Raw genomic sequence first — 25,583 nt, 5'->3', positions numbered from 1 at the left:
TGCGATTCTATCAAATTTGTTTTATGTATGAACAACTCATATCCTATATAAAGGTCGATTATGCCCCTATCAGCGTCATGACCACATAGAGTACGATAAGCAGGAGCGCAAGACACATTGCACAGAAAACGGCAATCGTCGTTTTGACCCTGTGCCGCTCCTTTAATGTCAGAACCATCATTGCAAGTACATCAAAGGAAAAGAAGAACTGGCAGATTCCAGCTAAAACCGCCAACCATTTCGGATGTATGCCGTCTTTGCATGACTTTATCAGATAAGCGATAGCATAGGGAGCTGCCCCTAATAGAATCCCGTATCCCAAAATCAAAAAAACAATGGTTACCAGTCCGAACAACGCCATCAGCGGCAATGGGAAGAATGCCATCAGCGTTACATATACAGTGATGCTCCCTCCGATCAGGTAGAACGGGATTAGTCCATACTTGATAATCAAAGTGCAGTTCAGCAATGTTTTTCTCGACCACTTTCTTCCTACGGTCAGCACAACAATCAAATTGACGATCCCCATAATAAAGGGCAGAAGGATCGATACTATCTGCAATGTGATTGCATTGCCAAAATGAACTGCCAAAAGAAAGAATGTATAAGACACAATTACATAGAGTACCGGGAGGATATAAGTCATTTAGCAGCCTCCTTTCTGCGCCGGATCAACCAGAGAATCAGCCAGATCAAGCAGACTGGGAACGAGAACAAGCCCAAAATAAAAACTCCGGCTCCAAACGATCCAAGGATTGAGTCCCCGGTGGCGATATTGCTGATGATTCCGAACAGTGCCAGACCAACGCTGAAAGAGAGCCAGCAAAAGAAAGCATATTTACTCTCTTTGGCGCTTGCGGGTATTCTTGATTCTCCCTTTTTATTTCCAAGCTGGGTTTTTAGCTGTTCGCTTAGAAGTCGTTCCTGCTTCTCTAATTCAGTGTCTCCGATCGCCCTTGCGTAATCTTCACGAAGTAGGTGATACCCCAGTTTATCCTGCGTATTTTTTGCTCGATGCAAAAACTGCTCCAAAGTTTCTTCCGCTTCTGTCCAGCGCTGTTGTTCCAGCAGAGCGGAGAACCAGTTCGCTGTAATGATGTTTTTGGAATGCTTGCTGAGTGCCCAAGGACGCCAGCGATCCAATCCCTGTTTCAAATTCTCAAGATTATGGTCGCTTTGATACGCCACCACATAGGGGTTAAGTTTCTTTGCCAGCCAGTGTTCATATTTGCAATATGCGAAAAAGCATAGAGCAAGCAGCGCAAGAAACACTACAACAGCAATCCACATAGTCTCGTAAGAAAAAAAGTGATCATATATCAGGCACGCAGCTCCGGAGAGAGCCGCAATGCTGAAAATTGGCCATGGATTTCTCATAATAGCAATATCTCCAATCATCTGTTTGAATAAAGATTCCGATATGGTCAAATTGTCATATCTATATGCAAACATTATAGCATTTGCATCATCTTTCGTCATCATTTTTCTGCTGTACGGCTAGGAATTTAATTGTAAATAAATTATGAATATATCTATTGCAATTTTACAAAAAGAAAAGCCTCATCCCTCGCTGATTGAGAGATGAGGCGAAATGATTATGCTGTAATCTCCGGGATTTCTCCGACAAAGTTATAAACGATTCTGACTTCCTGCACCTTCTGTCCGTCAATCTTCTTGACTTCGCCCACCAAAATTTTGCTGATGAGCCGGTTCAGCACCGCTTCATCCAGTTCTTCAATGGCTGCATAGCGCCGGATTTCTTTGATGAAGGTGCGGACTTCATTTTCCTGTTCGTCAGAGTGGCGCATCATCAACAGTAGGTCTTGCAGGCGCTTCTGGTTGGCTTCCTGCTCTTGTTCCAGTGTTGCTGTCAGCTTCATAAAACGCTGCTCAGTCAGGATTCCTTTTGCCTTATCGGTATATAGGCTCAGGAACATCTCATCAATTTCACGATTCCTGCTTTCCAGTCGTTGACATTCCTTCTGTGTCTGGGAGACATCCAGAAGATACCGGCGCTCCATCCGGCTGCTCAGCCGCTGATAAAAAGCATCGGCATCTTTGAGCGCAGTCTTTGCCAGTTCCTGAATATCTTTCAGCACAAGGTTGTACAAATCTCTGGCTTCGATCTTGTGGCTGGTACAGGCGTTCTTGCCCAGCCTGTTGTAGGTCTGGCAGATATAATACGCCTTATCAATCGGTTCTCGCTGTTCGCCGGTAAAACGATTCTTTCCGGTTCTGCCAACCTTTTCATACCGCACCTGCATGGACTTTCCGCAAGTCGCACAATAAATGATACCGTGGAACAGGTTATAAAAGGGGCAGGAGTTGCCCTTCATAATGGTTGGTCTGCGGTCAATGATTTCCTGTACCTGCTCCCATTCTTCCGGGGAGATGATTGCTTCATGGCAATCCTCGATAATTTCCCAGTCCTCACGAGGGATAATGTCATAGGTGTTGGAGCGAATCCCTTTCTGATGTGTCCGGCAGACCAGATGTGCGCCCTTATAAAAGGGATTCCGCAGAATATGGCTGATTCTTGCACTTCCCCATGAATAGTAATTTACATCACATTCTGTGTTGCTTTTTACTCTGGTGATCGGGACTTTATCATCCATGAGCTGCTTTGCAATCCGCATGCATCCCCAGCCATCCAGCGCCATATCATAGATTTTTCGGATTACCGGTGCTGTCTCAGGGTCACGGATCAAATGTCCCTTATCCTCCGGGTCACGCATCAAACCGAGGGGCGGCTGCCCACCACAAAACTTCCCCTGCCGGGAACGGGTCATACGCCCTGCCAGCACCTTTTTGGAAATATCCCGGCTGTACATATCGTTCAGGATATTCTTAAACGGCGTAATGTCCATTTCCTGACGGGTCAGGCTGTCCACTCCGTCTGTAATGGCAATATAGCGTACATTGTGTTTTGGGAAAAAGATTTCGATATAGCTGCCAGCTTCGATATAATTCCTGCCCAGCCTGGACAGGTCTTTGGTGATAACGCAGCCTATCTTTCCCGCCTGAATATCGGCAATCATGCGCTGGAAAGAGGGGCGGTTGAAGTTGCGGCCTGTATAACCGTCATCTACATAATACTCATACTGGAACATCCCATTTTTTTCGGCAAAGTCCCGGAGCATAAGTTTCTGGTTGCTGATGCTCATGCTTTCATTATCGCCGCCATCCTCCAGAGAGATACGGCAATAAAGGGCTGTGATTTTCTGATTAACTTGTTTTTTCCTGCTCATAGTGTTCTCCTTCTATGAACAGGGACACGATATCATTATAATACCATGTCCCTGTCCATGATTCAACTGCTTTACGCCGCTTTCTGTGCCATTTCCCGATGCTCCAGCCATTCCTCAAAGTGTTCGCAGGTCTGACGCTCGATCAGCTGCTCAAAGGCTTCTCGCATGGTTTTGTCCCCAGAAAACTCACGAACCACTACAAACTGGACTTTTTTATTCTGCTTCTTGTTTTTCTCCATAGGCTACCTCCATAGAATAGGGGGATTAGACGGTGGTTGCGGCAACGAAGTCCGGCAACGGACATCAAAAAACCTGTAAACTATCGTCTGACCCTGATTTCTTAACTTTTCAAATTTTCTTATAAAATCTCGTTGCTTTCGTTGCCGAAAACATAGATAGATCATAAAAAGCCTTTACTTGCGGGCTTTTTCTATATCAAACCCATAAATTTATCAGCAACGAACCCGGCAACCAACCGGCAGCCATCCCGGCAACAGACCGTCCTTGTCAGGCGATCCACTCCTGCGGAAGTTCCAGCTGACGACATTCTTCTTCACTCAGTTCTACAAATCCACCTTCGTTGCTGGGTAGTTCGTTGCCGGAAGTGTCCCGTTCCCAGCCCTTTTGTCTGCCATATCCGGCAAACATCCGGGGATTGGAAAAAGGCTTCCAACCGGTCACGACCGTATTCATGATCTCATTGATATTGTGGAGCTGCCACCGCTTCGGCTCATCAAAGGTATGTCCCAGCGCCTCCTTGAACAGCTGTTTTGAGCAGACCATGTTTCCGGTGTAGTGTTCCAGAAATCCCTGTATCTGTCCGGCTTCGGTGTCCTCCGGCATGAAGTCTTTCTGCACCTCCACCAGTTGACGCTGGATGGACTTGCTGAATTTCATGGAATATTTGCCGCTGTGGTAAATGCTCATAGCTTCTGCCCATACCTGCAACAGATACGCTCTGGAAGCGTCCTCGTCCTCCAAAATGTGAACCTCTGCATTCTCCGGGTAAATCATGATTGGGAGAAAGCGCCGGTTCCCGGCTCGATCCAGCGGCAGAAAGTCCAGCGTATTCGAGGAACCACCGAACACACACTGCCGAAGCCGGTCTTTAGGCTGAGATTCATAAGGTGTCCGGTAGGTTTCCTTCTGTCGGCTAATAAAGGAACGGATTTCTTCAATGCTCTTTGCGCTGCTGGTGGCAAGCATCTCTGACATCTCAATGATCCAGTGACCTTGTAGCTTTTGGAATACCCGGTCGTCATCCAACTTCTTCAGGTCATCAGAGAACCATTCGTCCCGGATCGCCAGCAGTCGGAAGAAGGTGGACTTCCCGGCACCCTGACCGCCCACCAAACAAAGCATTTCCTCATATTTGGAACCGGGACGGAATACCCGGCGTATAGCACCCAGCAGGAAATGTTTCAGCATTTCTTCCACATAGTCACTTTCATCAGCACCAAGAAAATGGTGCAGACAGGATCGGATGCGTGGTGTACCGTCCCAGACAAGGCTGTTCAGCACATCCTGAATTGGATGGTAACAATTTTCGTTTGCTACGATAGAAAGGGCAGCCGTGATCTTTTTCTCACTGGTCAGCTCATAGTTTCTCTCAAAATAGAGGAGAAGATATTTCACATCCGTATCCGTCAGAGCGCTGGTATTCCTGCGCCAGCCCAAGTCCTGTACAATGTCTACCCGGTCTGTCAGGAGATTAAGCCGGATGGCATCCCGCAGGAGTGGATCGCAGCAGAACACAATCCGGCAGTTGTCGATGGTGTTGGCTGTTTTTCCCTTGTCGGTAACAGAAAGGCTCTGCCGCACCTCATCAACGCTCTGTTCCGTCGCTATGGCTTCGGCTGCGCTCATCACAGCCTGCTGGGTGGCTGGCGATAAACTCTGATATTCGCTGTTCAATTTTCCTCACCTCTTTTCCATACTCAGCAACTACAAAAGCTCGTTCTTCTATGCTGTCAGACAGAAGAAGATCCAACAGATATTCGATATATGGCTGCCTGTGCAGAGCCTCCACAAACAAAGGATTCCAGTCATCCTCCGGTTGTTTGGGCGCATATTCTTCTTTCCATCGTTCCAGCAAACGCAGGTAGTCGCACAGCACCCGAAAGCATTTCTGCTCTGCCTGCCGGTATCGCATTTCCACGCTGATTTTTCTTTTGATTACTCTCTTTTGTGGCGGATCGTGGCCTTTGCGGTCAAAGCTGATTGAGAAGTCCTCTGCCAGCTTTAAGGCAGCTTCTTTACTGCTTAGTCCAAAAAGACGGGAAGTGAAATCAATCACATCTCCATCTGCCTGACAGGCAAAACAATGGAACCGTCTGTCCACCTTCATGCTGGGATGCCTGTCATCGTGAAACGGGCAACAAGCCATCCCGTTGCGTCCTACTGAAATTCCATAAACCAAAGCAGCCTGCCTTGTGGTAACAGACTGTTTTACTGCTTCAAATACATTCGTTTCTTCCACCTCCAAACAATGCAAAAGGCATCCGGTTTCCATAGAAAATCAGATGCCTCACAATTCCATATCCTGTTTTCTTGTTGGAGCAATCCGTCCTTCACGCTCCCAGCGCACCCGGTTCTCCCGATCAGCGTCCAGTTTGCCTTGTGCCAGCTTCTCCTTAATGGATTTTCTGGCTTTATTTTTGATCTGCTCTTTGCCAGCCTGTTTGACCTCCGGTTTTAACAGCACCGCCTGTACCTTTTTGAGAACTTTTTCAGCAGACTGCTGTAATTTTTCTCGCACCCTACTCAGCAGAGTGTTCGCTATCTTCACAACTTCTGGCGAATTTTTGGCATTGGGCGATACCACGCTCTTTCGATATTTCTCAATTACTTCCATATCTTCAAGCTGGGTTTGTTCCCGAACCTTGTCGGTCACAACCTCCACCGCCTTGTCATAGGCTGCACCGGAAACATCTTCCAGCAAGGTTTCTACATCCTCAATTTTTAGCGTCAGTTCCTCCAGCTTTTGCTCCTGTGTCGCCAGCTGCTCCTTCTGCTTCATCAGGATATAATCCTGCTTTTCCAAATAGTCACGCCCACCATAAGACGGCTCCTGTTCCAGATGCAGCCCATGCCGTTTGGCAACGTCAAATAAGATTATCCGACAGACTGCATCAAAAGTCTGTTTCCGGTTATTGTGCTTTCCTTTTGGCTGTTCCGGTTTAGGGAGAGGGATACCCAGTTCCTCCAACGCCTTTTCCTGCTGGGGGCACAGCTCTCCATACCGATTTTCACAGTCAAATACATGGCGCTCATGGATGTGCGGAGTTCCTTCATCCAGATGGAGCGCCCAGTCTAAAATGTGGATATGAGAACCGAAACGGTTTTCAAATTCCTCATAAAATTCACTGACAATGAGCGCTAAAGTCTCTGGCGGAACGGATTCTTCCATAGTGCCGATCTGGTAGATGCTTTCTTCTGGACAGGTCTTGTTATTTTTCAAAAGATCATCCACAGTGCGATTGCGCTCAATGTGCCGGGTTTTCTCGTTCCGGGCGTTCTGAGCATTGACATGGTCGGCATAATGCTCGTAGTAATACATCCGTTCAATTTCCTCAAAGCTGAAATCCGGCTGCTCTGAGTTTTCCCGAAAGTCGTGGGTGGTAAAGCCCCGGTAACAGTCCCAGTACACATTTTGTCTGGCACGCTCAGCGTCAATGTGTTCGCTATTTTCTACATCGAACCGACGGTCATTGTGCCGGGGATTGTAAGTGCCATGCTTCCCAGATCGTCCATTGTGTCTTGTTAATTTCAAATATTTTTCCTCCTTCCTGCAAAGATGTTCTGGGCTGGGGAGGGCGGCAAAGCCGCCAGACCTGCGAAGTTTTGCGTCAGGTAATACCCAGTACAAGTTGACGCAGGCATCAACTTTCCCTGGGCAAGGCGTTTCACCCTTGACCCGATGAGGCTGGCTGCCCTCAACCCGCCAATGGGCATTGCCCCTTGACCCCAGCAGTGCGCTGCCGCCCCTGCACCCCGGCACAAAGGGCTGGCTGCCCTCTGTACTCCCGCACCGGCGAAGCTGGCCTTCACCGCAGAAGCGGTTTTTGCCAGTTTCACCGGCTCCGTATCCGTACATTTACGCCCATAGGCGAGAAGTGGATACAGAATACGCCTGCGGAAATTGCCGATCAAAACAGCGGGTGCAGACCCGATATTTTTTCGTAAATCGCCCTCATTTTAAGCGATTTTTTCTTCTGTCTGTATGACCTGAAAGCCATGCTCTTTTGCGCACTCCCTTGCAGCTGCCAGCCGTTCTTCGCTGTACGGCGGCACCAGCCGGATCGAAAGTCGTGACTTGTCCATCACATAGGTCACGCTACCTTCCGGCGTACTGCGTTCCAAGCGGCACAGCAGAGGGTACTTCCGGCTGAAATCCTCCAGTCTGCGTTTCAAGCTGGCATTGAAGGTGTAGATACTGGCAATCGTCTCGCCCTCATTCCAGTTGATGATGGTTTCTTTTTCATATTTAGACAGCTTCCTCATACAGTTCCTCCTCATAATCGGTGTTTGCTTTCAGCGCACGCAGACTGCGTCTAATCCGGCGGTATTCGTCCATCTCCATACGCAGATGATGGTAAAAGGCTTCGTACCACCTTTCCTCTGTCTCTGTCTCAATTTTACGAGCAAGATGAAGCATCTGGCTTTTCGCCTCCGGGTCAACAGTCAATGCTGTCAGCCATTTCAGCCTTGTCACTGTGTTGTGATGGCTGGGGCAGGCGTAAGCGTAAAGAATTTTCTTTTCCTTCATATTCAGTTTCATAATGATCTACCTCCATTCATTTGATGCGGTATGTTCCGCATCGTTTATTTTTCTGTCTGCCGGTCTGTCTGCAAAATATTCCTGCCCGGATTCTCTCCCAGCGTATTGTCCTCTTTGGTGCGCTCTTATCGTGGCGTCACTTCCCCGGAGGTCGTCCCCCTTGCAGTCGGTCATTCATTTTTCAAGGTTCTATGTCTCCTGACAAGAACCAGTTTACCGAAAAAAGAGGGCTGCTCCCGTATGTCCAAGACGCAGGAAAAACACATGAAAACCGCATATTTCCACGCTCTCGGAAATGTGCTATAATGAAAAACAAAAACCGATGGCAAGGAGGTGCTTTGATGTACACAAAACTGTCAATCCCGGAACGGCTCAAAGACCTGCGAGTGGTGGATAAGCACCTGACGCTGGAACAGCTGGCAGAACAGACCGGCCTGTCTAAGTCGGCACTGGGGAAATATGAGAGCGATGACTACAAAGACATCAGCCCATTTGCGATTGCGACACTGGCAAAGTTTTACGGAGTGTCCACTGATTATCTGATGGGCGTGTCAGAAAATAAAAATCACCCAAACACGGAGCTTCAAGCTCTGCATCTGAGTGACGCTATGGTGGAACTTTTGAGCAGCGGAAAGATCAACAACCGCCTGCTTTGTGAACTGGCGACTCATCCAAATTTTTTGCGGCTGATGGTTGATATGGAAATCTTTATTGACCAGATCGCTGATATGCGGGTGAACCAGATGAATCTGATTCTGGAAGCTACCCGGCAGACCATTCTTAAAGAACACGCACCTGGAGAAAATGATCTGTATATGCGGACGCTGGAATTGGGTCAGGTACAGGAGAACGATTTTTACAGCCATATCCTTCATGATGATCTGGACAGCATTGTCCGGGATATACGGGAAGCCCATTTGAAAGACAAGACCACAGCCGACCCACAGCCAACACTGGATGAGGTCAAAGAGAATTTTGAACAGGCCATACAGATGGGAACCGACACAGAAGCTATGATCCATGAGTTCTGTGATAAAATGCAGATTCCTTTTGAAAAAATTTCATCCGAGGACTTTTCGGCTTTTCTGCGGATACTGAGCCTGTCCAAACTGCTTAAAAACCCAAACAATATGCGGGGAAAAGCCAAGTCACAGCCGTATTATATGCCAAAAAAGAAAAAGCGCAGGTAGCAAAAAGGCCATCCACTATAAAAGTGAATGGCCTCAGTTTTTCCACCTTCTCAGACGAAAATCATCTCAGACCGAATGACTTCCTCTGCCCGGTGGCGTATGCTGTTCATGTGACCGACCCATGCAAGCTGGTCTTTTGCTTTCAATTCCTCCGTGACTCCCTCTGTTTCTTTTATCTGGGCAATGATACAATCCAGACGGTTCTGTGCCTGCTCATCCAGATCGGCAAGATATGTCCACAGCTTTCCAGACAGAAGCAATTCATTGTACCGGTCGGGACAATACTCTTGCAGATATTCCCTGTGCTTCCGTCCCCACCGTCCGATTGGGCGGCTTTCCTCCGGCAGCTGTAAGTCTGGAATATAGTAGTCTCCGACCAGAACATAGTCCAGACCGTTACTGTCATCATGGATATGCTTTTTCAATTTCTCCATAGCGACCTCCTGTTTTCGTTTTATCCGAATCCAGTTGATCGTGTCCCTGTTCATCTGTTATTCAAGGCAACTGAACTCGTCACCATGAATTATGGCATATCCTTACCTGTCTTTTGATAATTAAGTCCAAAACTCTTTTGATTACTTCTTGTTTCAGATGTGTTGTAAAGGTCAATGGTTTCTTTACCAAGCGTTTCAGAAAGCTCTTTAAGTGTTGTTTTCTCCTTTCCACCAAGAAATAAGGTGCTATCACAGTTGCCCACGATTGTGTCAGCATTATCTTTGTAAATTGCCTTTATCTGAGATTGTGCTTGAAGAATTATACTTGCTGATATTTCTCTGGAACGGATTGTCGCTATTAGCTTTTCAAACTTTGGAATTAAGCCGATGTTTGCAAACTCATCAAGTAGGCATCTTACATGAACAGGTAATCTTCCTCCATACACATCATCTGCCTTATCACATAGCAAGTTAAATAGCTGAGAATACATAATAGATACCACAAAGTTAAAAGTATCATCTGTATCAGAGATAATGACAAAGAGTGCTGTCTTTCTATCTCCCAGTGTATCAAGCTCCAGTTCATCCTCACTCATCAAGTCCCTAAGCTCCTGTATATCAAATGGAGCAAGTCTTGCACCACAAGATATAAGAATAGATTTCGCTGTTTTCCCCGCAGCCAATTTGTACTTTTTATATTGCTTCACTGCAAAGTGTGTTGGCTCTTTCTTTTCTAATGCTTCAAAGAGTCTATCAATCGGATTCATGTAAGTTTCATCATCTTCTCTTACCTCTGAAGCGTCTATCATATCAAGTAGTGTTGCAAAGTTCTTTTCTTCTCTTGGAGCTTCGTACCAGATATATCCGATAAGTGCCGTATAGTAGAGTTTCTCAGCTTTCACCAAAAAATCTTCGCCTGCTTTTTCTCCCTCGCCCTTAGTGTTTGCGATGATTGTCTGAACAAGCTTTAGAATATCTTTCTCAGAACGGATATAGGCAAATGGATTGTATTTCATGGATTTTTTGAAATTGATGGTATTTAGGATTTTTATCTCATATCCATTATCCTCAAGCATCTTACCACACTCAATCACTATCGTTCCTTTAGGATCGGTTACACAATAGCTACTGTGCATTTGCATTAGGTTAGGCTTTACATAAAATCTCGTCTTACCGGAGCCTGATCCACCGATGACAAGTACATTCTTGTTACGAGCATATTTAGGATTTTTAGGTCTGCCGTTCATGGTTAATCGTTCTGTTTGTGTAAGCAAGATATTGTTCTGGAACTTTTCATCCATGTACGGCTCAATATCTTTCTTCGTTCCCCAGCGGGCTGAGCCATACTCTTTCCCCTGTCTAAACTTTTTAGCATTTTTGCCTTTGGTATAGACGATAAATTTAATTAAGGTTGCTACTAATATCCCTGAAAGTATATCCATTATATGAAGACTTGGAATAAAGCTCATAGTATTAAGCTCTAATATGCCCTGAAAGATTTTGTCGATAATATCGCCACCTATATAAACTCTTACATGATGTGAGAAGATATTACCTACATAGAAAAATGCAAGATATGGAATGTTCCGCTTAAAAAACTTTGCCTTATCCTGCACCTTAAATAACCCTTTTATGTCTTTTAGTATCTTATCTATCACAAGTATCATCACCTCCAATTAGGAGTAAAAGAAAGTGTCTGCCTTTAGGTGTTACAAAGGTTTGAATACCTACCGCATCATTATCATTTCTACACCATTCCTTAATCTCAAAATATCCCTTGTTATTCTTGGCGTAAGGAAGAAGCCTATTTTTCTTATCCCGATAGATAAGTTCTTTGTCTATAAGAAATTGAATGAATACTTTCTGCGGAAGATGAAGCTCCTTTGCCGTATTTCTAAAATTAGTAAGCAAGTTATTATCTACCAGTTCATCGAAATACTTGGCTTTCAGCTCTAAATCCTCAATCACTTTCTCCTTTTCAGCAATGAGGTTATTTGCAACAATCACCGCATTAGCGAGTATCTCTTCTTTTGACAAATTCTCTTGATTTTTGATATATCCGCCGTTTTTACGAATACTCGGAAGTACATCTTTGGTAACCCACCTCTTAAACTCTTTTGCCTGTGGTAGCTTGGAAGAGAGGATAAGAGAATAAAGACCGGACTCGTTGATGATGTACATATTTCTACCTTGACCTGACTGAACGAATCGTTCGGTCAGCTTGTCCTCATCTTCAATATGATCTCGTATAGCTTTTTGTGGATTGATATATCCTAATTTTTCAGCTACTTCTTTCCCAATAAAGAAAAACTCACCGCCTTTTTCAATTACAGTGAGTTTCCCAAATTCCGTATTTTCAAATGTTATTAACTTATTCATAGGCTCTGCTCCTTTTGTTTATTCTTGATTTTATCTTTTGAAATAGCATTTTTAGCCATCTCCTTAAACTTCTCTATGTTCTTATGAATGGACTCTTTCCTTTCCGTTTTCTTTTCTGATTCTGACAAAGCATGCTTAAAGGCTTTATCCATAACTTTCATATCTTTAGCTTGAAAGAATACTGAGTATTTCCCACTTTCCTTATCTTTCATCACCGAAAACTTAACACCATATCTGTTCAGCTCTTTTTTCAGTTCCTTAAGTTCCGCTTCTTCTACCGGAATTTCTTCAAGCTGTCCCTTTTTAACTATATCTTTAAGCTTTACTTCGTTTCCTTTGCTACTTACGAGTTTTTCAAGTCCGCCAAGTTTTTCTGCCTCTTTCATCAGTTTCTTTAGTAATGTAAAAAGAAGTTTTCCCGTTACCTTAGCAGCCTTGATTTCCATATTCAGTGTTTTTCTTGCAATTTCTTCATTGATCAAATTCTCACACCTCCATTCAGTAGTCTGTCTTTATTACGATTCAGTTTATCCTTTTGAATAACCTTTCTAAAATCTTCTCCTACAACCATCACAGGAATACACATCTCTATAATTCGTGAATAAATCCTTTGATATTCCACACTTTCCGTGCAATTTAGAATTGTGTCATAGGAAAGATTGGTAGTAAAAATAGTCGGTTTCTGTTTTAAGTACCTGTTGTTGACAATGTTATATACTTGCTCTTTAGCATAGCTTGTATCTCTTTCAATTCCTAAATCATCTAAGATAAGAACGGAAGTATTTACAAGGGATTCAATATATGCGTTTTTATCAAAGTCAAAACTGCTTTTTTGTAGCTCATTTATGATTTGAGCAAAGTTTCTTATCTTAACACTTATCTGATACTGTTCAGTTAGAGCATTGGCGATGGAACAAGCAAGGTATGTCTTACCACTTCCTACTGAGCCATAGAATAGTAGTCCGATATTTTCTTTTTTCATCTCCTCATAGTCTTTTACAAAGTTTTTAGCGATGATAAGACTTTGATTTTCTTTTGCCTGATAATTCTCAAAGGTATATGCCCACTGGATAATGGAATTAAAGCAGTTCCTTTTTAATCGTTCTATTTCCATCTGCTTTTCTCGTTCCTTTTCTTTGACTTCTCTATCTCTGTCGCACCTACAAGGCATTTTGAAAATCATCGGCTTATTTAACATTTGGATTGGCTTTCCATCTTTTCGTTCGTGGCAGACCTTACAATAGGCGTGTCCCTCCTTGATATACTCTTTTTCAGGATCGTAAGAATACTCTACATCCTCTATCATTATTTTTTCTAATTCTTTCATCATAGGTGTTCTCCTTTGTCATATTCTTCCCATGTCGGGATATTTGATGCTTTGGTGTCTTTACTTCTTCCCTGATCTTTATAGAACCAAGAAAGGATTGTTGCCTTATGGTCTTTATATGTCTTTCCGGTGCTTTTGATATATGCGGATAAGCGTTCGATGTAATTTTCAAGCTGCGAATTTAATGTAATTTGTAAATCGGATATATCTTCTGCCGTTAAAAATACATTTTGAAATGTTCCAAGTCCGTTTTTACCAAAACTATTATCTCTCTTACTATACTTACTCTTATTATTCTCTATATAGTTAGAGTCAACATTCTTAACCTCTTGAAGTTCATTTTCTTTACTTCTGAGGTCAATATTTTTTACTTCTGAAGTAAAGTTTTTTAACTTCTGAAAGTCATTTTCTTTTACCTGAAATACACTCATAAAATCTTTGACATAAATAATGTTTGGCTTTCCAAGTCCAAGCCTTACTCTTTCAATCAGTCCAATTCCTTTTTTCATATCAAGCTCATCCAATGTTTTTATGGCAGTCGGCTTTGAAATATTTCTTTTTTTCATAATTTCTTCGACTGTGAAATAGATAAATACTCTGCCCTCCTTATCCACCCAGTTATTCTTAAAGGACATACCTGTGCGTTTTAAAAGCATGGAATAAAGGATAATTGCTTCTGCCGATAATCCCTTAAATTCTTCTCCATCAACTAATATCTCCGGAACTTTCAGGAAATTAAATTTCTCAGCTTCTCTGTTATAGAAATAGTCAAAGTCCATACAGGATCACCTCCCTCCTTAAAATTTTGCAAAGAAAAAGACGATAGTTTTTTTCTCTATCGTCTTTGGTAACCATTTGTATGAAATTTTTTAGATTGATTTTATTACTTCGTTTATACCTTTAAGGAAGGCTAAAACTGTTGCTCCAACCATAGGTATTCCATAAGGACTTAACAAAAATCCTAATACCAGTGCTTCAATGCCAAGTGATATATCTTTTTGCATAAATGATCCTATTGCAGTAACAATACACATTAGCATTAAGAAATACAGAATAGTTGTTCCTATGCCGAGCAGGAATGTTAGAAAGGCTGTGAGGATACTAAGTAGCAAGCTGAATGGAAACAATATTATTTTTATTATCCACCTAATCATTTCTTATTCCTCACTTCCCAATTCATTCCTTGTATCTCCACACACCATATCAATGCAAACATAAACATCAATATAATTTTTTAGGACTTTTTTTCTTCCTCCATCGCCATCTTCATTAAAGACATAATGCTTGTAAAACTGCTTAAAATGCAGGATTTTTATGATTTCACTCTTTGTATCAACGCTATGCACTCCACATGTCCCACATGCGGAAACATATCCACACAGCAGACTTTCTCCACCCCATACCCTGCTTCCTTAAAAAACGGCAGGTCCCTCGCCAGGGAGGTGGCTTTGCAGGACACGTAGATAAAGGTATCAGGCTTGAAGCCGATAATTTTAAAGATCGCTTTGGGATGGATGCCATCCCTCGGGGGGTCGAGGATGATGATATCGGGATTGTCGGGCAGCTCGGCTACTTTCTCCATAACATCGCCGGCGATAAACGCGCAGTTGTGCAGGCCGTTGGCTTCGGCGTTGATCTTTGCGGCTTCGACGGCTTCCTCGATAAGCTCGATACCGATGACTTTTTTCGCCACCGGGGCCAGGACCTGGGCGATGGTGCCGGTGCCGCAGTACAGGTCGAAGATGGTCTTATCCTGGCGGTCTCCGACGTAATCGCGGACAACAGAATACAGCTTTTCTGCGCCCAGTGTATTGGTCTGGAAAAAGGAGAAGGTCGAGATTTCAAATTCCAGGCCGAGGATTTTGTCGTGAATACAGTCCTCGCCGTACAGAATATGCAGGTCATCTTTTTTTACCACATCGGCCACTCCATCGTTGATGGTATGGAGGATGCCCTTAATTTCGCCGGACAGCTCAAGGGTCAGAAGTAGCTCGGTAAAATCCGCGCTGTCCAGTTCTGACTGGGAGGTGGTAACCAGATTGACGAGGATTTCTCCGGTCTGCCTGCCTTTCCGGATAACCAGATGGCGCAGGAAGCCCTCATGGCTCCGCTTGTGGAAATAGGTCTGGTCTTTTTCCTGAAAATAGCCGAGGACGGCTCGCTGGATAATGTTGAAGTCTTCGTCTGTCAGGCGGCAGCAGTCGGTTTTGACAATGTTGTAAAAACTGCCGCGCTCGTGCATGCCCAAAAGCAAGGGGCCGTCCTTCACGTCGTCGCCAAAGGAGTATTCCATTTTATTACGGTACTCAAACACTTCCGGGCTGGGGATAATCCCTCCAAACTCGAAGCCGTCGATTCCGGCTTTACCCAGCAGGCTTAAAACATAATTGGCCTTTAGCTCAAGCTGTTTCTCGTAGGGAAGGCTCTGGTAGGTACAGCCGCCGCATTTGCCAAAGGCCGGGCATTCTGCTGGAATTTCCAAGGGGGAGGCCGACAGAATTTCCAGGGGCTGCCCTTCGATTTTCTTACTGCGTTTTTTGGTAATCCGGGTTTTAACGAGCTGCCCGGGAATACCGTTTTTAATCACAACCTTTTTGGCGCCGCTCTCTTCCTCCACCATTCCCCAGGATTTCCCCGGAAATTCAATGCCTTCTATTCTAATATCGATAATATCGCCTTTTTTCATTGGTTCCTCTTTCTCGTATTTAAATATATTGATAATTTATTGTATCATCTTTGGGTAAAAAAAGAAACGCCGCGGCTATATTAACAGACAAAAGGTATAACCTGCTGTGAAACAGAAAACACGTATAAAAAAACGGAGGATCATTATCCTCCGGGTTTTTTATTCGTATAACTCTTTTTTCATAATCAGCAGCTTACGGATGCCGGCTATGCGCAGCAGCAGGTTGTCCTGTATTTCTGTGGTCTTAAAACCCAGATGGCGGTACAGGCGTATGGCATTTCCATTGCCGCCGATCACGTCCAGGCTCAGACTGGAAATTCCGGCATTTTCAGCCACATAATTGATCATCTTTGTGGCAATGCCCTGTCCTCTGCAGGCCGGGTCAGTGGCCAGAAAATCGATGTAGCCCTCGTCGTCCCTTTTCACAGCGGGCTTTCCAATGATAAACATAAGCTGCGTCTTGATGACTCGGCTCTTTACAGGCCCAAACACCCGGGACACCCCGCTTCTTTCTATATCAAAGGCGCGGCGTTTATTGTCGGAGTAAGCCAGAAGCCCCACAACCTTTTCGCCGTCAAGGCAGACGTAGGCCATATCATTTCGCAGCGCTGGCTCAAAAAGCTGAAACAGCACATCCTTATCAGCTGAAATGGACTTGATCATATCGTAAAAGCCCTCGACAAACAAGCGGACAGCCTGGTGCCGAAAGCCGGACTCCAGTGTGTTGAGTTTGGTAATTTTATAATCTTTCTTCATGATTTCCTCCCGGTGTTAATACAATCATTATACCCCGTCTCGCTTAAAGAAAAATCAGACCGTTTAAAAAAAGACCTGTTTTCGCAGATCCTTTTCTTTTTATAACGAATTGCCATCCTCAATACTGATTTCATTAAATTTATCCGTCAAGTCTCTGACCACCAAGGCGTCCTTCATATCGTCGGATTTATCAATCACGATATTGCCGCGGTGCATCATGACCAGCCGGTCGCCGTAGTTGATGGCAAATTTGAGGTTATGCGTCACCATGAGGGTGGTCAGATGTTTTTCGCGCACCAGCTTTTCGGTGAGCTCCATGACGTTCTCGCTGGACTTTGGATCAAGGGCGGCAGTGTGCTCGTCCAGAATCAGCAGGTCAATGGGCGTCATGGTGGAGATGAGCAGCGCCAGCGCCTGACGCTGGCCGCCGGACAGGCTGCCGACCTGCAGATCAATTTTATTCTCCAGCCCCAGCTTTAAAAGCTCCAGCTGGCTTTTATAAAAATCAATACGCTTTTTATTGACGCCAATGCCCAGTCCATAGGGCTTGCCCTTCCGGTCTGCCAGCGCCATATTTTCAAGGATGGTCATGCTGGGGCAGGTACCCAGGGACGGGTCCTGGAACACACGGCCGATAAAGGCGGAGTGCTGGTATTCCTTGAGCCCGGTAATGTCCTTGCCGCCGACATATATTTTCCCCTGATCCACAGGCAGGCTGCCGCAGAGCAGGTTTAAAATGGTCGTTTTTCCAGAGCCGTTGCTCCCGATGACGGAGACAAAGCGGCCTTTTTTAATGCTCAGGTTAAAATCCTCAAACAACACCACTTCGTTGACAGAATCCGGATTGAAGGTTTTGTAAATATGTTCCATACGGACAAGAGGTTCATGATTCTGCATGGTTTTTCTTTCTCCTTTCCGGGAAAAGCTTGCCGCCTACCAGAGCGATGGTAAAAATAACGGCCATGAGCAGCTTGAGGTAGTTGGTCGGCAGGCCGATCTGCATGGCGATGGCCAGGCAGGCCTTGTAGATGATGGCCCCGAAGATCACCGCGAGGGTCGGTTTTACAAAGGATACCCGCTTGAACAGGTTCATCCCAATGATGACTGAAGCCAGTGCCATAACGACCATCCCTGTCCCCACAGCCACATTGGCGGATTCGGTCTGCTGTGCCAGAATACAGCCGGACAAGGCTGTACAGCCGTTGCCGATGGCCAGACCGATGATTTTCATCTTTCCGGGATCACGCCCCTGTGAGACAACATACTGCGGGTTATCCCCGGACGCCCGGAGCAGCATACCGGACTGGGTTTTTAAATACAGGTCAATGAGCAGCTTGACCACAATACAAATCACTGCCACCATGATGACAAGACCGTAGCCTGAGGGCAGAACGGCTGCCAGCCCGGTGTTAAAAATGGTGGGCATATTGTAAAAGGGCAGCACTGCGCTGCCGCCGGTCAGGGCCAGGTTGATACTGTAAAGCCCTGTCATCACAAGAATTCCGGAGAGCAGGTCGGTGATGCCGAGCTTCACATGAAGAAAACCCGTAATACAGCCAGCCGCCGCTCCCACAACAAAGGCCGCCACGCACGCAAGCCACGGATTGACCCCGGCAGTAATCAGCATGGCGGTAAGACACATCCCCAGCGGGAAGGTTCCGTCCACTGAAAGGTCGGGAAAATCCAGAACTGAATAGGTAATGTACACCCCGACGGCCATAATCCCGTAGATAAAGCCTTCCTCGAGGACGTTGATAACTAATCCGGATATGATATCCATTGACATTTTCCTTTCAAACTTAAAATTTTACACACTGCTAATGGAGAATTGAGAATGCAGAATGGAGAATTAAAGGTGCGAACCGGCTTTGCCGATTCGATCATCATCAAAACCACTCTGTGGTTTTGTTCCTGTAATTCTCCATTCTCAATTCTTCATTCTCAATTATTTACTGACCACGGTCGCTGTGCTTAAATCCTGGGGCAGTGTTAAACCGAGGGTTTCCATCACTTCTTTGTTATAAACCGGTGAGCTTTCAGTCACTTCCTGAACCGCCATATCGGAAGCTTTTTCTTCACCCTTTAAGATTTTAGCGGCCATTTCCCCGGTCTGTTTTCCAAGGGCGACATAGTCGATGCTCTGAGAAGCCAGGCAGCCGTTTTTAACCTGTTCCTCCTCTGAGCCAAACACTGGGATTTTCGCGTCGTTAGCCGCTTTTAACACAGTGCTCAGATTATCGACAACATTGTTATCGGTAAAGTTGTTAATGCAGTTGACACCCTTTGACACCAGTGTCTGTGCGCCTGCGGCAACCTCTGAAGCGTTGGTCACGCCCACAGCCTCTACCTCAAAACCGTAGTTCGGGGCAATCTGTTTGAATTTTTCCAAATGCGATACGGAGTTCGGCTCGCTGGTGGTGTACAGGATACCGATTTTCTTGGCGTCTGGAAGGAAGGAGCGGATCATTTTAATCTGGGCTTCCAGAGGCAGCACATCGGCCGTACCGGTGCAGTTGTCGCCGGGTTTTTCCATGGACTGGACGATCTTGGCAGATACCGGGTCTGATACTGCGGTAAAGACCACTGGAATATCACCGCCCTTTGTGGCAGCATAGGCGGACATCGCTGCTGGTGTGGCGATACCGGCAATCAGGTTATCCTTTTTAGACACCATATTTTTCGCAGCCATGTCGGCATTGGCGACATCACCCTGGGCGTTCTGGAACTCGATGGTGAGGTTCTCGCCTTCTTTAAAGCCGCCGGCTTCCAGGCCCTGCTTAAAGCCCTCATAGCAATTATCAAGGGACGGGTGTGTGGCGTACTGGATGACCCCGACGGTGACCTTGCCGTCGTCCGACGCGCTGCCGCCATTACTGCTGCACCCAGCTGTAAAACCTGCCACCATCGCGACACTTACCACACCAACCATTACTTTTTTAAATAATTTATTCATTTCTTTTTTCCTCTTTCTGTTTTAATTTTCTTTTTTCCGTTTTTTATCTTTATCGTATTTTATATTGATTTTCCACCAGCCAACCATATGGCATCAACTCCTTTTTTTGTTATGGATCATATTTTGTTGCCGTTCGTCCGCTAACGCTCCTTACTCACTGCCAGATTCCCATGGAATTTGGACAAAACATCAAAAAGAGCCTGCCCCTTACACAAGGGACAAGCTCCATAAGCCTGCGGTACCACCCAAATTGACGATAAATCGCCCACTTAAGTCCGTATACTAACATACACGCTCCCTTTGTAACGGGTGGAGATCCCGTCAGAGATACTCGGACCACTGTCCTTTTGCTCTGCCCTCATAAGCCCATTCAACGGACCGCACCTCACCGCTTTTCCACCGTCCGCGGCTCTCTATCCAGATGACATGCCTGTTTACTTACTCTTAATCACAGGTTTATTTTTTTGTTATTGTTCGTATTATATGCCTGCCTGTGTCTTTTGTCAAGCCTTAAATTTTTTACCCTGTTTTCTGTCATTTATTCAGCTATTCTTCTGGCACTTTACTCAGCGCCCCCAGGGTGTTTAGATACAGCGCAGATTTGCTGACCAGATCCGTATTTAAAAAATAAGCGTAAAAAATATCAACCATGACTAAAATGGGAAACTGCGGAGAAATAATATTTCCACCTTCCAGATTTTTGGTAACAGCTATGGGCAGGATTTCATCGCAGTAAGGGTAACTGCCAGCAGCATTTCCGGTAATTAAGACTGTTTTCGCGCCATGCTCCTTGGCCGCCCTGAGCGAGGAGAGAACCTCCGGCGTTTTCCCCCGGATACTGATCCCGATAACCAAAGATTTCTCATTGACGAGCACTGAGTTCATTTTCATAATATGGGTATCCACGATGGCCTCGACATCCAGCCCAAGACGCATGAACCGCAGCTTTACCTCCTGAGCTGCCATACCAGAGCTCCCCTTGCCGTACACAAAAACCCGCGGATTCCTGCCCAGGCGCAGAGCGATCCGCTGCATCTGCTGCTCATCCACCAAAGCGTAACTTTTATTCAGCAGCTCCTGATAGGTATTCAGCACACCCTTGGTCAGGTTGTCCACGACCTTTTTATTTTGAGTAAAGGTGCTGTCGTAGTGATACAAGAACTCCCGGTATCCCTTAAAACCGCACTTCTTGGCAAAACGTGACAGCGACGCCTCTGAAACGAAAAGCCGCTGCGCGACACGCTTCGCCGCAAAATCCATCCTCTCGTTATTGTTAATAAAAAAATCCGCAATGGTTTTCTCCACTGCAGTCATACTGTCATAGGCCGCCTCGATTACAGGAATAACCGTCCTCTGATAATCACTCATTGTTACAATCCCCGTTCATGATTCTGTTATTAAAGATCATATCAGAAATACTGGCTTTTTTCACCTACTTTTTTCTTCTTTTAACAAATTCAGCAGCGCGCCTACCATGCCGGCATCATTTCCATTTTGGGCAAAGGCCAGACGGGTGTTTCTGTAAACAGCGGGAATAATTTTTTCGCTGAGCGCAGCTTGCAGCCGCTTCTCCAGATATTCCCTCTGAGTCATAATTCCTCCTCCCAAAACAACCACTTCCGGATTCAGAATATAAACCATGTCTGCAATTCCGAGGGATAATGCTTCAACCATCTCGTCAATGGCCTGGACACAGTCCGCGGCTCCCTTTTGCGCTTCACTGAAAATCTGTTTTCCGTCAAGCTGATCCTCTGAAATTCCGCGCAGGTCCGCTATCTTCCGTACCAGCACACTGGCGGCAGCTTTTTCCTGAAGGCTCTCTCCTCCCACACTCAGATAACCTGCCTCGCAGGCGCTGTTGCTGAAGCCATGGTAGATTTCTCCGTTCAGAATCAGACAGCCGCCAACACCCGTACCGACGGTCAGGCACAGACAGCTGGACGCCCCCTTTCCGGCGCCAGTCACACTTTCCGCAAGCCCCGCGCAATTTACATCGTTCTCCACGGCACAAGGCAGCCCAGAGGCTGCCTCCACAATTTTTTTTAATTCTGTGCCTGTATAACCGGGTATCAGCTCACAGGAATAGATGATTCTTCCCTCTTTTGGTTCCACCATACCCGCAGTGGAAATTGCCACGCCGGAGATATCGTAGCAGCGCCGCCAGTTTTCTACAAGCTTCAGGACTTTCTTAACAATTCCCGGCCCTCCGTCAACCTGGCTTTTGGTTGGTATCTCGCTTTTTTCAAGCAGCCTCAGCCCTTCATCGGCCACCCCATGCTTAATGGCAGTGCCGCCAATATCAATACAAATATACTTTTTCATCATAGCCTCACTTTAAAAATCGCCTTGCGGATCATCTGAGGCGTCTCTGTCTGAATCCCGGGCTTTTTCCGCCCGGTCACCTGTCTCATATTCAACAATATTCACAAAAATATTTTCACCGCTGATCTCATGGGAGCCCTTTTCCAGTTCACCCAGTTTTCCGCTCTGGCAGCAGTCAAAGCACTGCAGTACCGAAGGCGGCAGAAACTCGATATGTTCTCTGTCTTCTATTCTACCAAAGATCATGCTTTTTCTCCTGTTTCCTGTTTATCTTTTTTGAAAAAGATGGTGGTCCGGTCATCATAATTGAAGCTCTTTTTGCTGACTGCCCGGTGTACCGCGCTGATGATATAACCGACTATGAGTGATACAAAAATTGAAATAATGGCGTAAGCCCAGATTGAAACTTCCGGCACATTGTACTTCAGATAGATCACTACCGCTGCAGATACCGCAAAAGCCGCATATGCCCCGATATCTGTAGCCTTTTTAGTAAAAGCCCCCAGCACAAAGGTTCCGCCCAATACACCAAGGACAAGCCCCATAAATCCATTAAACCATTCATAGGCAGACTTAATTTCTCCATTGGCTAAAACCATGGAAACCACAATGGCAATGATCCCTACTCCAAGGGTAATAAACTGGGCAATCCGGGTCTGATTTTTAAAGCTCATCTCCTTTTTGCTCACCATGGTCTGGATATCAAGGGTCCAGCTTGTCGCCACAGAGTTCAATCCTGTGGACAGGGTTGACTGAGAAGCCGCGTAGATAGCCGCCAGCAGAATGCCCGTAATGCCCACAGGCAGCTGATACGCGATAAATGAGCCAAAAATCTGGTCCTGCTGAGCGGTCTGAGCCAGCGCAGGGTTTTGACCGTAGAAAACATAAAGGCCCGTACCAATAAGGTAAAAGACTGTTGCCACAAAAATGGACAGCGCGCCGTTTGTCAGCATCATTTTGTTCAGCTTTTTAACATCTGTTGTGGTCGTAAAACGCTGTACAATATCCTGACTTGAGATATAGGATGAAAAGGTATTAAAGCCCGCGCCCACCAGGATGATCAAAACACTGTCCTTCCATATTTTCGGATCAATAAGCATCTGGGTATCGGACAAAAATTTCCCATTCGCCAGCTCACCCATCACAGCGCCCATGCCGCCATCGATGCTGCAGATCAGGAAGATCAAAGCGAAGACAACGCCGGCAATCAAAACACAGCCCTGAATAAAATCGGTCCATAAAACAGATTTTATCCCACCAGCGTAAGAATAGGCAATGGCCACAATGCCCATAAGAATAATCAGAATATTGACATTGATATTCATCAGGTTAGCCAACACCATGGATGGCAGGTACATAATGATGGACATACGGCCGATCTGGTAAATGATAAACATAATGGCCCCGAGAATACGGAGACCCCTGCTGTCAAAACGCAATTGAAGATACTCATAGGCCGTGTCAATATTCAGGCGGCTGTACATGGGCAGGAAAAACCGGATGGTGACTGGAATGGCAATCAGCATACCAAGCTGCGCAAACCACAGAATCCATGTGCCGGCATAAGAATTTCCCACCAGTGACAGAAAAGAGATCGGACTCAACAGTGTGGCGAAAATCGAGACAGAGGTCACCCACCATGGAATCGTTCCGTCCCCCCTGAAGAATTCTTTTCCCTGCATGTCTTTCTTTGCAAAAGCCAGCCCGATAACCAGGACAGCTGCCAGATAAACGATCAGAATAATTAAATCAATTGTTGTAAAACCCTGCATTTATTTTCCCCCCTGTAAAAACAATCTTTTGGTTTCTTTTTATTTAATATACTGCTTGTAAATTTCTCTGGCGCGTATACGCGCTTCCGGTGTGGCGCTGGCCATCGGCTTACGGCAGCAGCCCGCGTGCACGCCCTGTTCCTCAAGAATACATTTGATGGTGGGATACAGGCCATTGTCCAAAATAGCGGCAATCAGATCATTGGTGGTATGCTGGATTTCTCTGGCTTCCTCAATTTTTCCAGCTTTTGCCAATTCATAAATCTGTCTGGCGCGTGGGCCGTTCACATTAAAGGTTGAGCCAATGGCTCCATCTACATCCAGCACCGCCGCTGACAACATCATCTCGTCAAATCCGGCAAAAATCAGCTTATCAGGGTAAGCTTTTCGCATTCTTTCCAGTAAAAAGAAATCCGCCGCGGTAAATTTAACGCCAATAATCTTTGGATTTTCAAAAAGCTCCCCAAACTGTTCAACACTCATGTCCACACCGGTTAAAAACGGAATGGAATAGATAATCAGCCTGTTGTCCACACTGTCAATGATCATATTGTAATAGTCCTTGATTTCCTCAAAACTGAATTTATAATAAAATGGCGTTACAGCCGAGATCGCGTCATACCCCAGCGCAGTGGCATGCTTTGCAAGGTCAATGGACTCATAGACGTTAATAGAACCCACCTGGGCAATCAGTTTAACCTCACTGCCCGCTTCGTCCTTGGCAATTTCAAAAATCTGTTTTTTCTCCTCGGTCGACAGCATAAAGTTTTCACCGGTACTGCCTCCAACGTACAGCCCGTCAACCATCATTTTGTCAATATTGTGACGAACGATTTCCCGGACCCCCTGTTCGTTAATCTTTCCCTGTTCGTCAAAGGATGCCAGCAATGCAGAATAAATACCTTTCATTTTATAACTCCTTCTAAAAAATTATTATATTAAACCTGAACGCAGTGACCTTACCGCGCCTCAATGGCTTTTACAAAATTACGGGTGATGACTTGCGGCCTCGTAATAATCGACCCCACCACAACGCTGTAGCAGCCGAGCTCCAGCACTCTCGCCGCTTTCTCCGGCGTATTGATATTGCCTTCGGCAATGACCGGAGTCTTGCTTTTTCTAAGGATTTCCCGAATGATTTCGAAATCATTGTTTTCAATTCTCATTCCCTCGCTCTGTTTTGTATAGCCCACCAGTGTTGTCCCGATAAAATCAAAGCCAATGGCCGCGGCGTGCAGGGCCTCCTCAACGGTCGAGCAGTCCGCCATGAACATCTGGTTTGGATATTGCTCTCTGGCTGTCTTAAAAAATTGATCCAAAGTTATCTTTCCCGGTCTCAGGTTAACCGTTGCGTCCATAGCGATGATCTCTGCCCTGGCTTCTGCCAGCTCCTTCACTTCCGCCATGGTGGGCGTAATGTAAACCTCGCTGTCAGCATAATTTTTTTTGACAATTCCAATCACTGGCAGATCTACGTTTTTCTTTATCTCAGTAATGTCGGCCTTTGTGTTCGCGCGGATCCCCCTCGCGCCACCTTCCTCTGCTGCTTTGGCCATCCGTCCCATAATAAATGAGGAATGCAGCGGCTCGTCGGGCAGGGCCTGGCATGAAACGATTAAATGATTCTGTATATCCATTTTAAAACTCCTGTTCCTTTGTACTTCTTGCTGTTGAAACCAGTATATTTTCTTTGAACTTTATTTTCAATATTTATTTATTTTTAGAAAGTTCTTTCT

The 25,583-nt window shown here is 45.5% G+C and carries 27 protein-coding genes and 1 pseudogene; 1 reads left to right on the top strand and 27 read right to left on the bottom strand.

The features are described from left to right. Positions 1–58: 58 nt before the first annotated feature. The 9 genes from BUC22_RS11485 to BUC22_RS11450 all read right to left on the bottom strand — a co-directional run bounded on the left by BUC22_RS11485 (position 59) and on the right by BUC22_RS11450 (position 8,028). On the bottom strand, positions 59–646 hold the full coding sequence (locus BUC22_RS11485; protein ID WP_004613375.1) for a DUF6652 family protein: 588 nt from the start codon (positions 644–646) through the stop codon (positions 59–61). After that, the gene (locus tag BUC22_RS11480; RefSeq protein ID WP_242946559.1) at positions 643–1,479 is read right to left on the bottom strand and encodes an AAA family ATPase; all 837 of its coding nucleotides are present in this window, start codon (positions 1,477–1,479) and stop codon (positions 643–645) included. Before BUC22_RS11480 ends, BUC22_RS11485 begins: the two co-directional genes overlap by 4 nt. Positions 1,480–1,595: 116 nt before the next feature. Beyond that, positions 1,596–3,248, bottom strand: a complete 1,653-nt coding sequence (locus BUC22_RS11475; RefSeq protein WP_004612783.1) for a recombinase family protein — start codon at positions 3,246–3,248, stop codon at positions 1,596–1,598. Positions 3,249–3,319: 71 nt separating this feature from the next. Continuing rightward, positions 3,320–3,487 carry a hypothetical protein gene (locus BUC22_RS22105; protein ID WP_002594253.1) on the bottom strand — a complete coding sequence of 56 codons (168 nt, stop codon included), beginning with the start codon at positions 3,485–3,487 and terminating at the stop codon, positions 3,320–3,322. Positions 3,488–3,755: 268 nt separating this feature from the next. After that, complete coding sequence (locus BUC22_RS11470) at positions 3,756–5,114, bottom strand: virulence-associated E family protein (protein ID WP_002594254.1); 1,359 nt, start codon at positions 5,112–5,114, stop codon at positions 3,756–3,758. Beyond that, positions 5,074–5,760, bottom strand: a complete 687-nt coding sequence (locus tag BUC22_RS11465; RefSeq protein WP_073382910.1) for a CHC2 zinc finger domain-containing protein — start codon at positions 5,758–5,760, stop codon at positions 5,074–5,076. Before BUC22_RS11465 ends, BUC22_RS11470 begins: the two co-directional genes overlap by 41 nt. 15 nt (positions 5,761–5,775) lie before the next feature. Next, positions 5,776–7,344: a serine/arginine repetitive matrix protein 2 gene (locus tag BUC22_RS11460; RefSeq protein ID WP_330581134.1), complete on the bottom strand. Its 1,569-nt coding sequence runs from the start codon at positions 7,342–7,344 to the stop codon at positions 5,776–5,778. 101 nt (positions 7,345–7,445) lie between these two features. Beyond that, on the bottom strand, positions 7,446–7,751 hold the full coding sequence (locus BUC22_RS11455) for a hypothetical protein (protein WP_002594257.1): 306 nt from the start codon (positions 7,749–7,751) through the stop codon (positions 7,446–7,448). Then, positions 7,735–8,028, bottom strand: coding sequence for a hypothetical protein (locus tag BUC22_RS11450; RefSeq protein WP_002594258.1), 294 nt, complete (start codon positions 8,026–8,028; stop codon positions 7,735–7,737). Before BUC22_RS11450 ends, BUC22_RS11455 begins: the two co-directional genes overlap by 17 nt. 341 nt (positions 8,029–8,369) lie before the next feature. On the opposite strand from BUC22_RS11450, the gene BUC22_RS11445 reads away from it, so the two are divergent. Beyond that, positions 8,370–9,218 carry a helix-turn-helix domain-containing protein gene (locus BUC22_RS11445; RefSeq protein WP_002594259.1) on the top strand — a complete coding sequence of 283 codons (849 nt, stop codon included), beginning with the start codon at positions 8,370–8,372 and terminating at the stop codon, positions 9,216–9,218. 50 nt (positions 9,219–9,268) lie between these two features. Here BUC22_RS11445 and BUC22_RS11440 read toward each other — a convergent pair whose 3' ends face one another. The 18 genes and pseudogenes from BUC22_RS11440 to BUC22_RS11355 all read right to left on the bottom strand — a co-directional run bounded on the left by BUC22_RS11440 (position 9,269) and on the right by BUC22_RS11355 (position 25,484). Further along, positions 9,269–9,652 carry a TnpV protein gene (locus BUC22_RS11440; RefSeq protein ID WP_073382908.1) on the bottom strand — a complete coding sequence of 128 codons (384 nt, stop codon included), beginning with the start codon at positions 9,650–9,652 and terminating at the stop codon, positions 9,269–9,271. 95 nt (positions 9,653–9,747) lie between these two features. After that, a pseudogene (locus tag BUC22_RS11435) lies at positions 9,748–11,268 on the bottom strand (VirD4-like conjugal transfer protein, CD1115 family); the annotation flags it as partial. A 31-nt stretch (positions 11,269–11,299) separates the two neighbouring features. Beyond that, positions 11,300–12,031, bottom strand: a complete 732-nt coding sequence (locus BUC22_RS11430) for a BRO family protein (protein WP_073382905.1) — start codon at positions 12,029–12,031, stop codon at positions 11,300–11,302. Beyond that, a complete protein-coding gene (locus BUC22_RS11425) occupies positions 12,028–12,513 on the bottom strand; it encodes a PcfB family protein (RefSeq protein WP_073382903.1) in 486 nt (161 codons plus the stop codon). The genes BUC22_RS11430 and BUC22_RS11425 overlap by 4 nt, the downstream gene beginning before the upstream one ends. Further along, complete coding sequence (locus BUC22_RS11420) at positions 12,510–13,361, bottom strand: ATP-binding protein (RefSeq protein WP_073382900.1); 852 nt, start codon at positions 13,359–13,361, stop codon at positions 12,510–12,512. Before BUC22_RS11420 ends, BUC22_RS11425 begins: the two co-directional genes overlap by 4 nt. Next, the gene (locus BUC22_RS11415; RefSeq protein ID WP_073382898.1) at positions 13,358–14,137 is read right to left on the bottom strand and encodes a replication initiator protein A; all 780 of its coding nucleotides are present in this window, start codon (positions 14,135–14,137) and stop codon (positions 13,358–13,360) included. The genes BUC22_RS11420 and BUC22_RS11415 overlap by 4 nt, the downstream gene beginning before the upstream one ends. A gap of 90 nt (positions 14,138–14,227) precedes the next feature. Continuing rightward, positions 14,228–14,512, bottom strand: coding sequence for a CD1845 family protein (locus tag BUC22_RS11410; RefSeq protein WP_073382895.1), 285 nt, complete (start codon positions 14,510–14,512; stop codon positions 14,228–14,230). A 158-nt stretch (positions 14,513–14,670) separates the two neighbouring features. After that, the gene (gene rlmD, locus BUC22_RS11405; protein WP_073382892.1) at positions 14,671–16,044 is read right to left on the bottom strand and encodes a 23S rRNA (uracil(1939)-C(5))-methyltransferase RlmD; all 1,374 of its coding nucleotides are present in this window, start codon (positions 16,042–16,044) and stop codon (positions 14,671–14,673) included. 159 nt (positions 16,045–16,203) lie between these two features. Beyond that, positions 16,204–16,800 (bottom strand): GNAT family N-acetyltransferase, encoded by a 597-nt coding sequence (locus BUC22_RS11400; protein WP_013382757.1) that lies wholly within the window; start codon positions 16,798–16,800, stop codon positions 16,204–16,206. A 99-nt stretch (positions 16,801–16,899) separates the two neighbouring features. Then, complete coding sequence (locus tag BUC22_RS11395) at positions 16,900–17,697, bottom strand: ABC transporter ATP-binding protein (RefSeq protein WP_013382758.1); 798 nt, start codon at positions 17,695–17,697, stop codon at positions 16,900–16,902. Next, a complete protein-coding gene (locus BUC22_RS11390) occupies positions 17,684–18,580 on the bottom strand; it encodes an ABC transporter permease (protein WP_013382759.1) in 897 nt (298 codons plus the stop codon). The genes BUC22_RS11395 and BUC22_RS11390 overlap by 14 nt, the downstream gene beginning before the upstream one ends. Positions 18,581–18,745: 165 nt before the next feature. Beyond that, positions 18,746–19,753 (bottom strand): ABC transporter substrate-binding protein, encoded by a 1,008-nt coding sequence (locus tag BUC22_RS11385; protein WP_013382761.1) that lies wholly within the window; start codon positions 19,751–19,753, stop codon positions 18,746–18,748. A gap of 546 nt (positions 19,754–20,299) precedes the next feature. Beyond that, on the bottom strand, positions 20,300–21,121 hold the full coding sequence (locus BUC22_RS11380; RefSeq protein ID WP_013382764.1) for a MurR/RpiR family transcriptional regulator: 822 nt from the start codon (positions 21,119–21,121) through the stop codon (positions 20,300–20,302). 60 nt (positions 21,122–21,181) lie between these two features. Beyond that, on the bottom strand, positions 21,182–22,075 hold the full coding sequence (locus BUC22_RS11375) for an ROK family protein (protein ID WP_041689960.1): 894 nt from the start codon (positions 22,073–22,075) through the stop codon (positions 21,182–21,184). Between the two features lie 12 nt (positions 22,076–22,087). Next, entirely contained in the window at positions 22,088–22,321 is a 234-nt protein-coding gene (locus BUC22_RS11370) for a YhcH/YjgK/YiaL family protein (protein ID WP_013382767.1), read from the bottom strand. Further along, a complete protein-coding gene (locus BUC22_RS11365; protein ID WP_013382768.1) occupies positions 22,318–23,847 on the bottom strand; it encodes a sodium:solute symporter family protein in 1,530 nt (509 codons plus the stop codon). Before BUC22_RS11365 ends, BUC22_RS11370 begins: the two co-directional genes overlap by 4 nt. A gap of 39 nt (positions 23,848–23,886) precedes the next feature. Continuing rightward, positions 23,887–24,756, bottom strand: coding sequence for an N-acetylneuraminate lyase (locus tag BUC22_RS11360; RefSeq protein WP_013382769.1), 870 nt, complete (start codon positions 24,754–24,756; stop codon positions 23,887–23,889). A gap of 50 nt (positions 24,757–24,806) precedes the next feature. Then, positions 24,807–25,484 carry an N-acetylmannosamine-6-phosphate 2-epimerase gene (locus BUC22_RS11355; protein ID WP_013382770.1) on the bottom strand — a complete coding sequence of 226 codons (678 nt, stop codon included), beginning with the start codon at positions 25,482–25,484 and terminating at the stop codon, positions 24,807–24,809. Positions 25,485–25,583: the final 99 nt, after the last annotated feature.

The sequence above is a fragment of the Eubacterium callanderi genome, from assembly GCF_900142645.1.
Lineage (GTDB): Bacteria > Bacillota > Clostridia > Eubacteriales > Eubacteriaceae > Eubacterium > Eubacterium callanderi.
The sequence above is the reverse complement of the archived record's forward strand: the minus strand, read 5'-3'. Positions and strand labels throughout refer to the sequence as shown.

What these genes read in the sequence shown, in the direction of transcription:
- BUC22_RS11485 (WP_004613375.1), bottom strand. Translation starts at nt 646, where the DNA reads ATGACTTATATCCTCCCGGTACTCTATGTAATTGTGTCTTATACATTC.
- BUC22_RS11480 (WP_242946559.1), bottom strand. Translation starts at nt 1,479, where the DNA reads ATGACGAAAGATGATGCAAATGCTATAATGTTTGCATATAGATATGAC.
- BUC22_RS11475 (WP_004612783.1), bottom strand. Translation starts at nt 3,248, where the DNA reads ATGAGCAGGAAAAAACAAGTTAATCAGAAAATCACAGCCCTTTATTGC.
- BUC22_RS22105 (WP_002594253.1), bottom strand. Translation starts at nt 3,487, where the DNA reads ATGGAGAAAAACAAGAAGCAGAATAAAAAAGTCCAGTTTGTAGTGGTT.
- BUC22_RS11470 (WP_002594254.1), bottom strand. Translation starts at nt 5,114, where the DNA reads ATGAGCGCAGCCGAAGCCATAGCGACGGAACAGAGCGTTGATGAGGTG.
- BUC22_RS11465 (WP_073382910.1), bottom strand. Translation starts at nt 5,760, where the DNA reads ATGGAAACCGGATGCCTTTTGCATTGTTTGGAGGTGGAAGAAACGAAT.
- BUC22_RS11460 (WP_330581134.1), bottom strand. Translation starts at nt 7,344, where the DNA reads ATGTACGGATACGGAGCCGGTGAAACTGGCAAAAACCGCTTCTGCGGT.
- BUC22_RS11455 (WP_002594257.1), bottom strand. Translation starts at nt 7,751, where the DNA reads ATGAGGAAGCTGTCTAAATATGAAAAAGAAACCATCATCAACTGGAAT.
- BUC22_RS11450 (WP_002594258.1), bottom strand. Translation starts at nt 8,028, where the DNA reads ATGAAACTGAATATGAAGGAAAAGAAAATTCTTTACGCTTACGCCTGC.
- BUC22_RS11445 (WP_002594259.1), top strand. Translation starts at nt 8,370, where the DNA reads ATGTACACAAAACTGTCAATCCCGGAACGGCTCAAAGACCTGCGAGTG.
- BUC22_RS11440 (WP_073382908.1), bottom strand. Translation starts at nt 9,652, where the DNA reads ATGGAGAAATTGAAAAAGCATATCCATGATGACAGTAACGGTCTGGAC.
- BUC22_RS11430 (WP_073382905.1), bottom strand. Translation starts at nt 12,031, where the DNA reads ATGAATAAGTTAATAACATTTGAAAATACGGAATTTGGGAAACTCACT.
- BUC22_RS11420 (WP_073382900.1), bottom strand. Translation starts at nt 13,361, where the DNA reads ATGATGAAAGAATTAGAAAAAATAATGATAGAGGATGTAGAGTATTCT.
- BUC22_RS11415 (WP_073382898.1), bottom strand. Translation starts at nt 14,137, where the DNA reads ATGGACTTTGACTATTTCTATAACAGAGAAGCTGAGAAATTTAATTTC.
- BUC22_RS11410 (WP_073382895.1), bottom strand. Translation starts at nt 14,512, where the DNA reads ATGATTAGGTGGATAATAAAAATAATATTGTTTCCATTCAGCTTGCTA.
- rlmD (WP_073382892.1), bottom strand. Translation starts at nt 16,044, where the DNA reads ATGAAAAAAGGCGATATTATCGATATTAGAATAGAAGGCATTGAATTT.
- BUC22_RS11400 (WP_013382757.1), bottom strand. Translation starts at nt 16,800, where the DNA reads ATGAAGAAAGATTATAAAATTACCAAACTCAACACACTGGAGTCCGGC.
- BUC22_RS11395 (WP_013382758.1), bottom strand. Translation starts at nt 17,697, where the DNA reads ATGCAGAATCATGAACCTCTTGTCCGTATGGAACATATTTACAAAACC.
- BUC22_RS11390 (WP_013382759.1), bottom strand. Translation starts at nt 18,580, where the DNA reads ATGGATATCATATCCGGATTAGTTATCAACGTCCTCGAGGAAGGCTTT.
- BUC22_RS11385 (WP_013382761.1), bottom strand. Translation starts at nt 19,753, where the DNA reads ATGAATAAATTATTTAAAAAAGTAATGGTTGGTGTGGTAAGTGTCGCG.
- BUC22_RS11380 (WP_013382764.1), bottom strand. Translation starts at nt 21,121, where the DNA reads ATGAGTGATTATCAGAGGACGGTTATTCCTGTAATCGAGGCGGCCTAT.
- BUC22_RS11375 (WP_041689960.1), bottom strand. Translation starts at nt 22,075, where the DNA reads ATGAAAAAGTATATTTGTATTGATATTGGCGGCACTGCCATTAAGCAT.
- BUC22_RS11370 (WP_013382767.1), bottom strand. Translation starts at nt 22,321, where the DNA reads ATGATCTTTGGTAGAATAGAAGACAGAGAACATATCGAGTTTCTGCCG.
- BUC22_RS11365 (WP_013382768.1), bottom strand. Translation starts at nt 23,847, where the DNA reads ATGCAGGGTTTTACAACAATTGATTTAATTATTCTGATCGTTTATCTG.
- BUC22_RS11360 (WP_013382769.1), bottom strand. Translation starts at nt 24,756, where the DNA reads ATGAAAGGTATTTATTCTGCATTGCTGGCATCCTTTGACGAACAGGGA.
- BUC22_RS11355 (WP_013382770.1), bottom strand. Translation starts at nt 25,484, where the DNA reads ATGGATATACAGAATCATTTAATCGTTTCATGCCAGGCCCTGCCCGAC.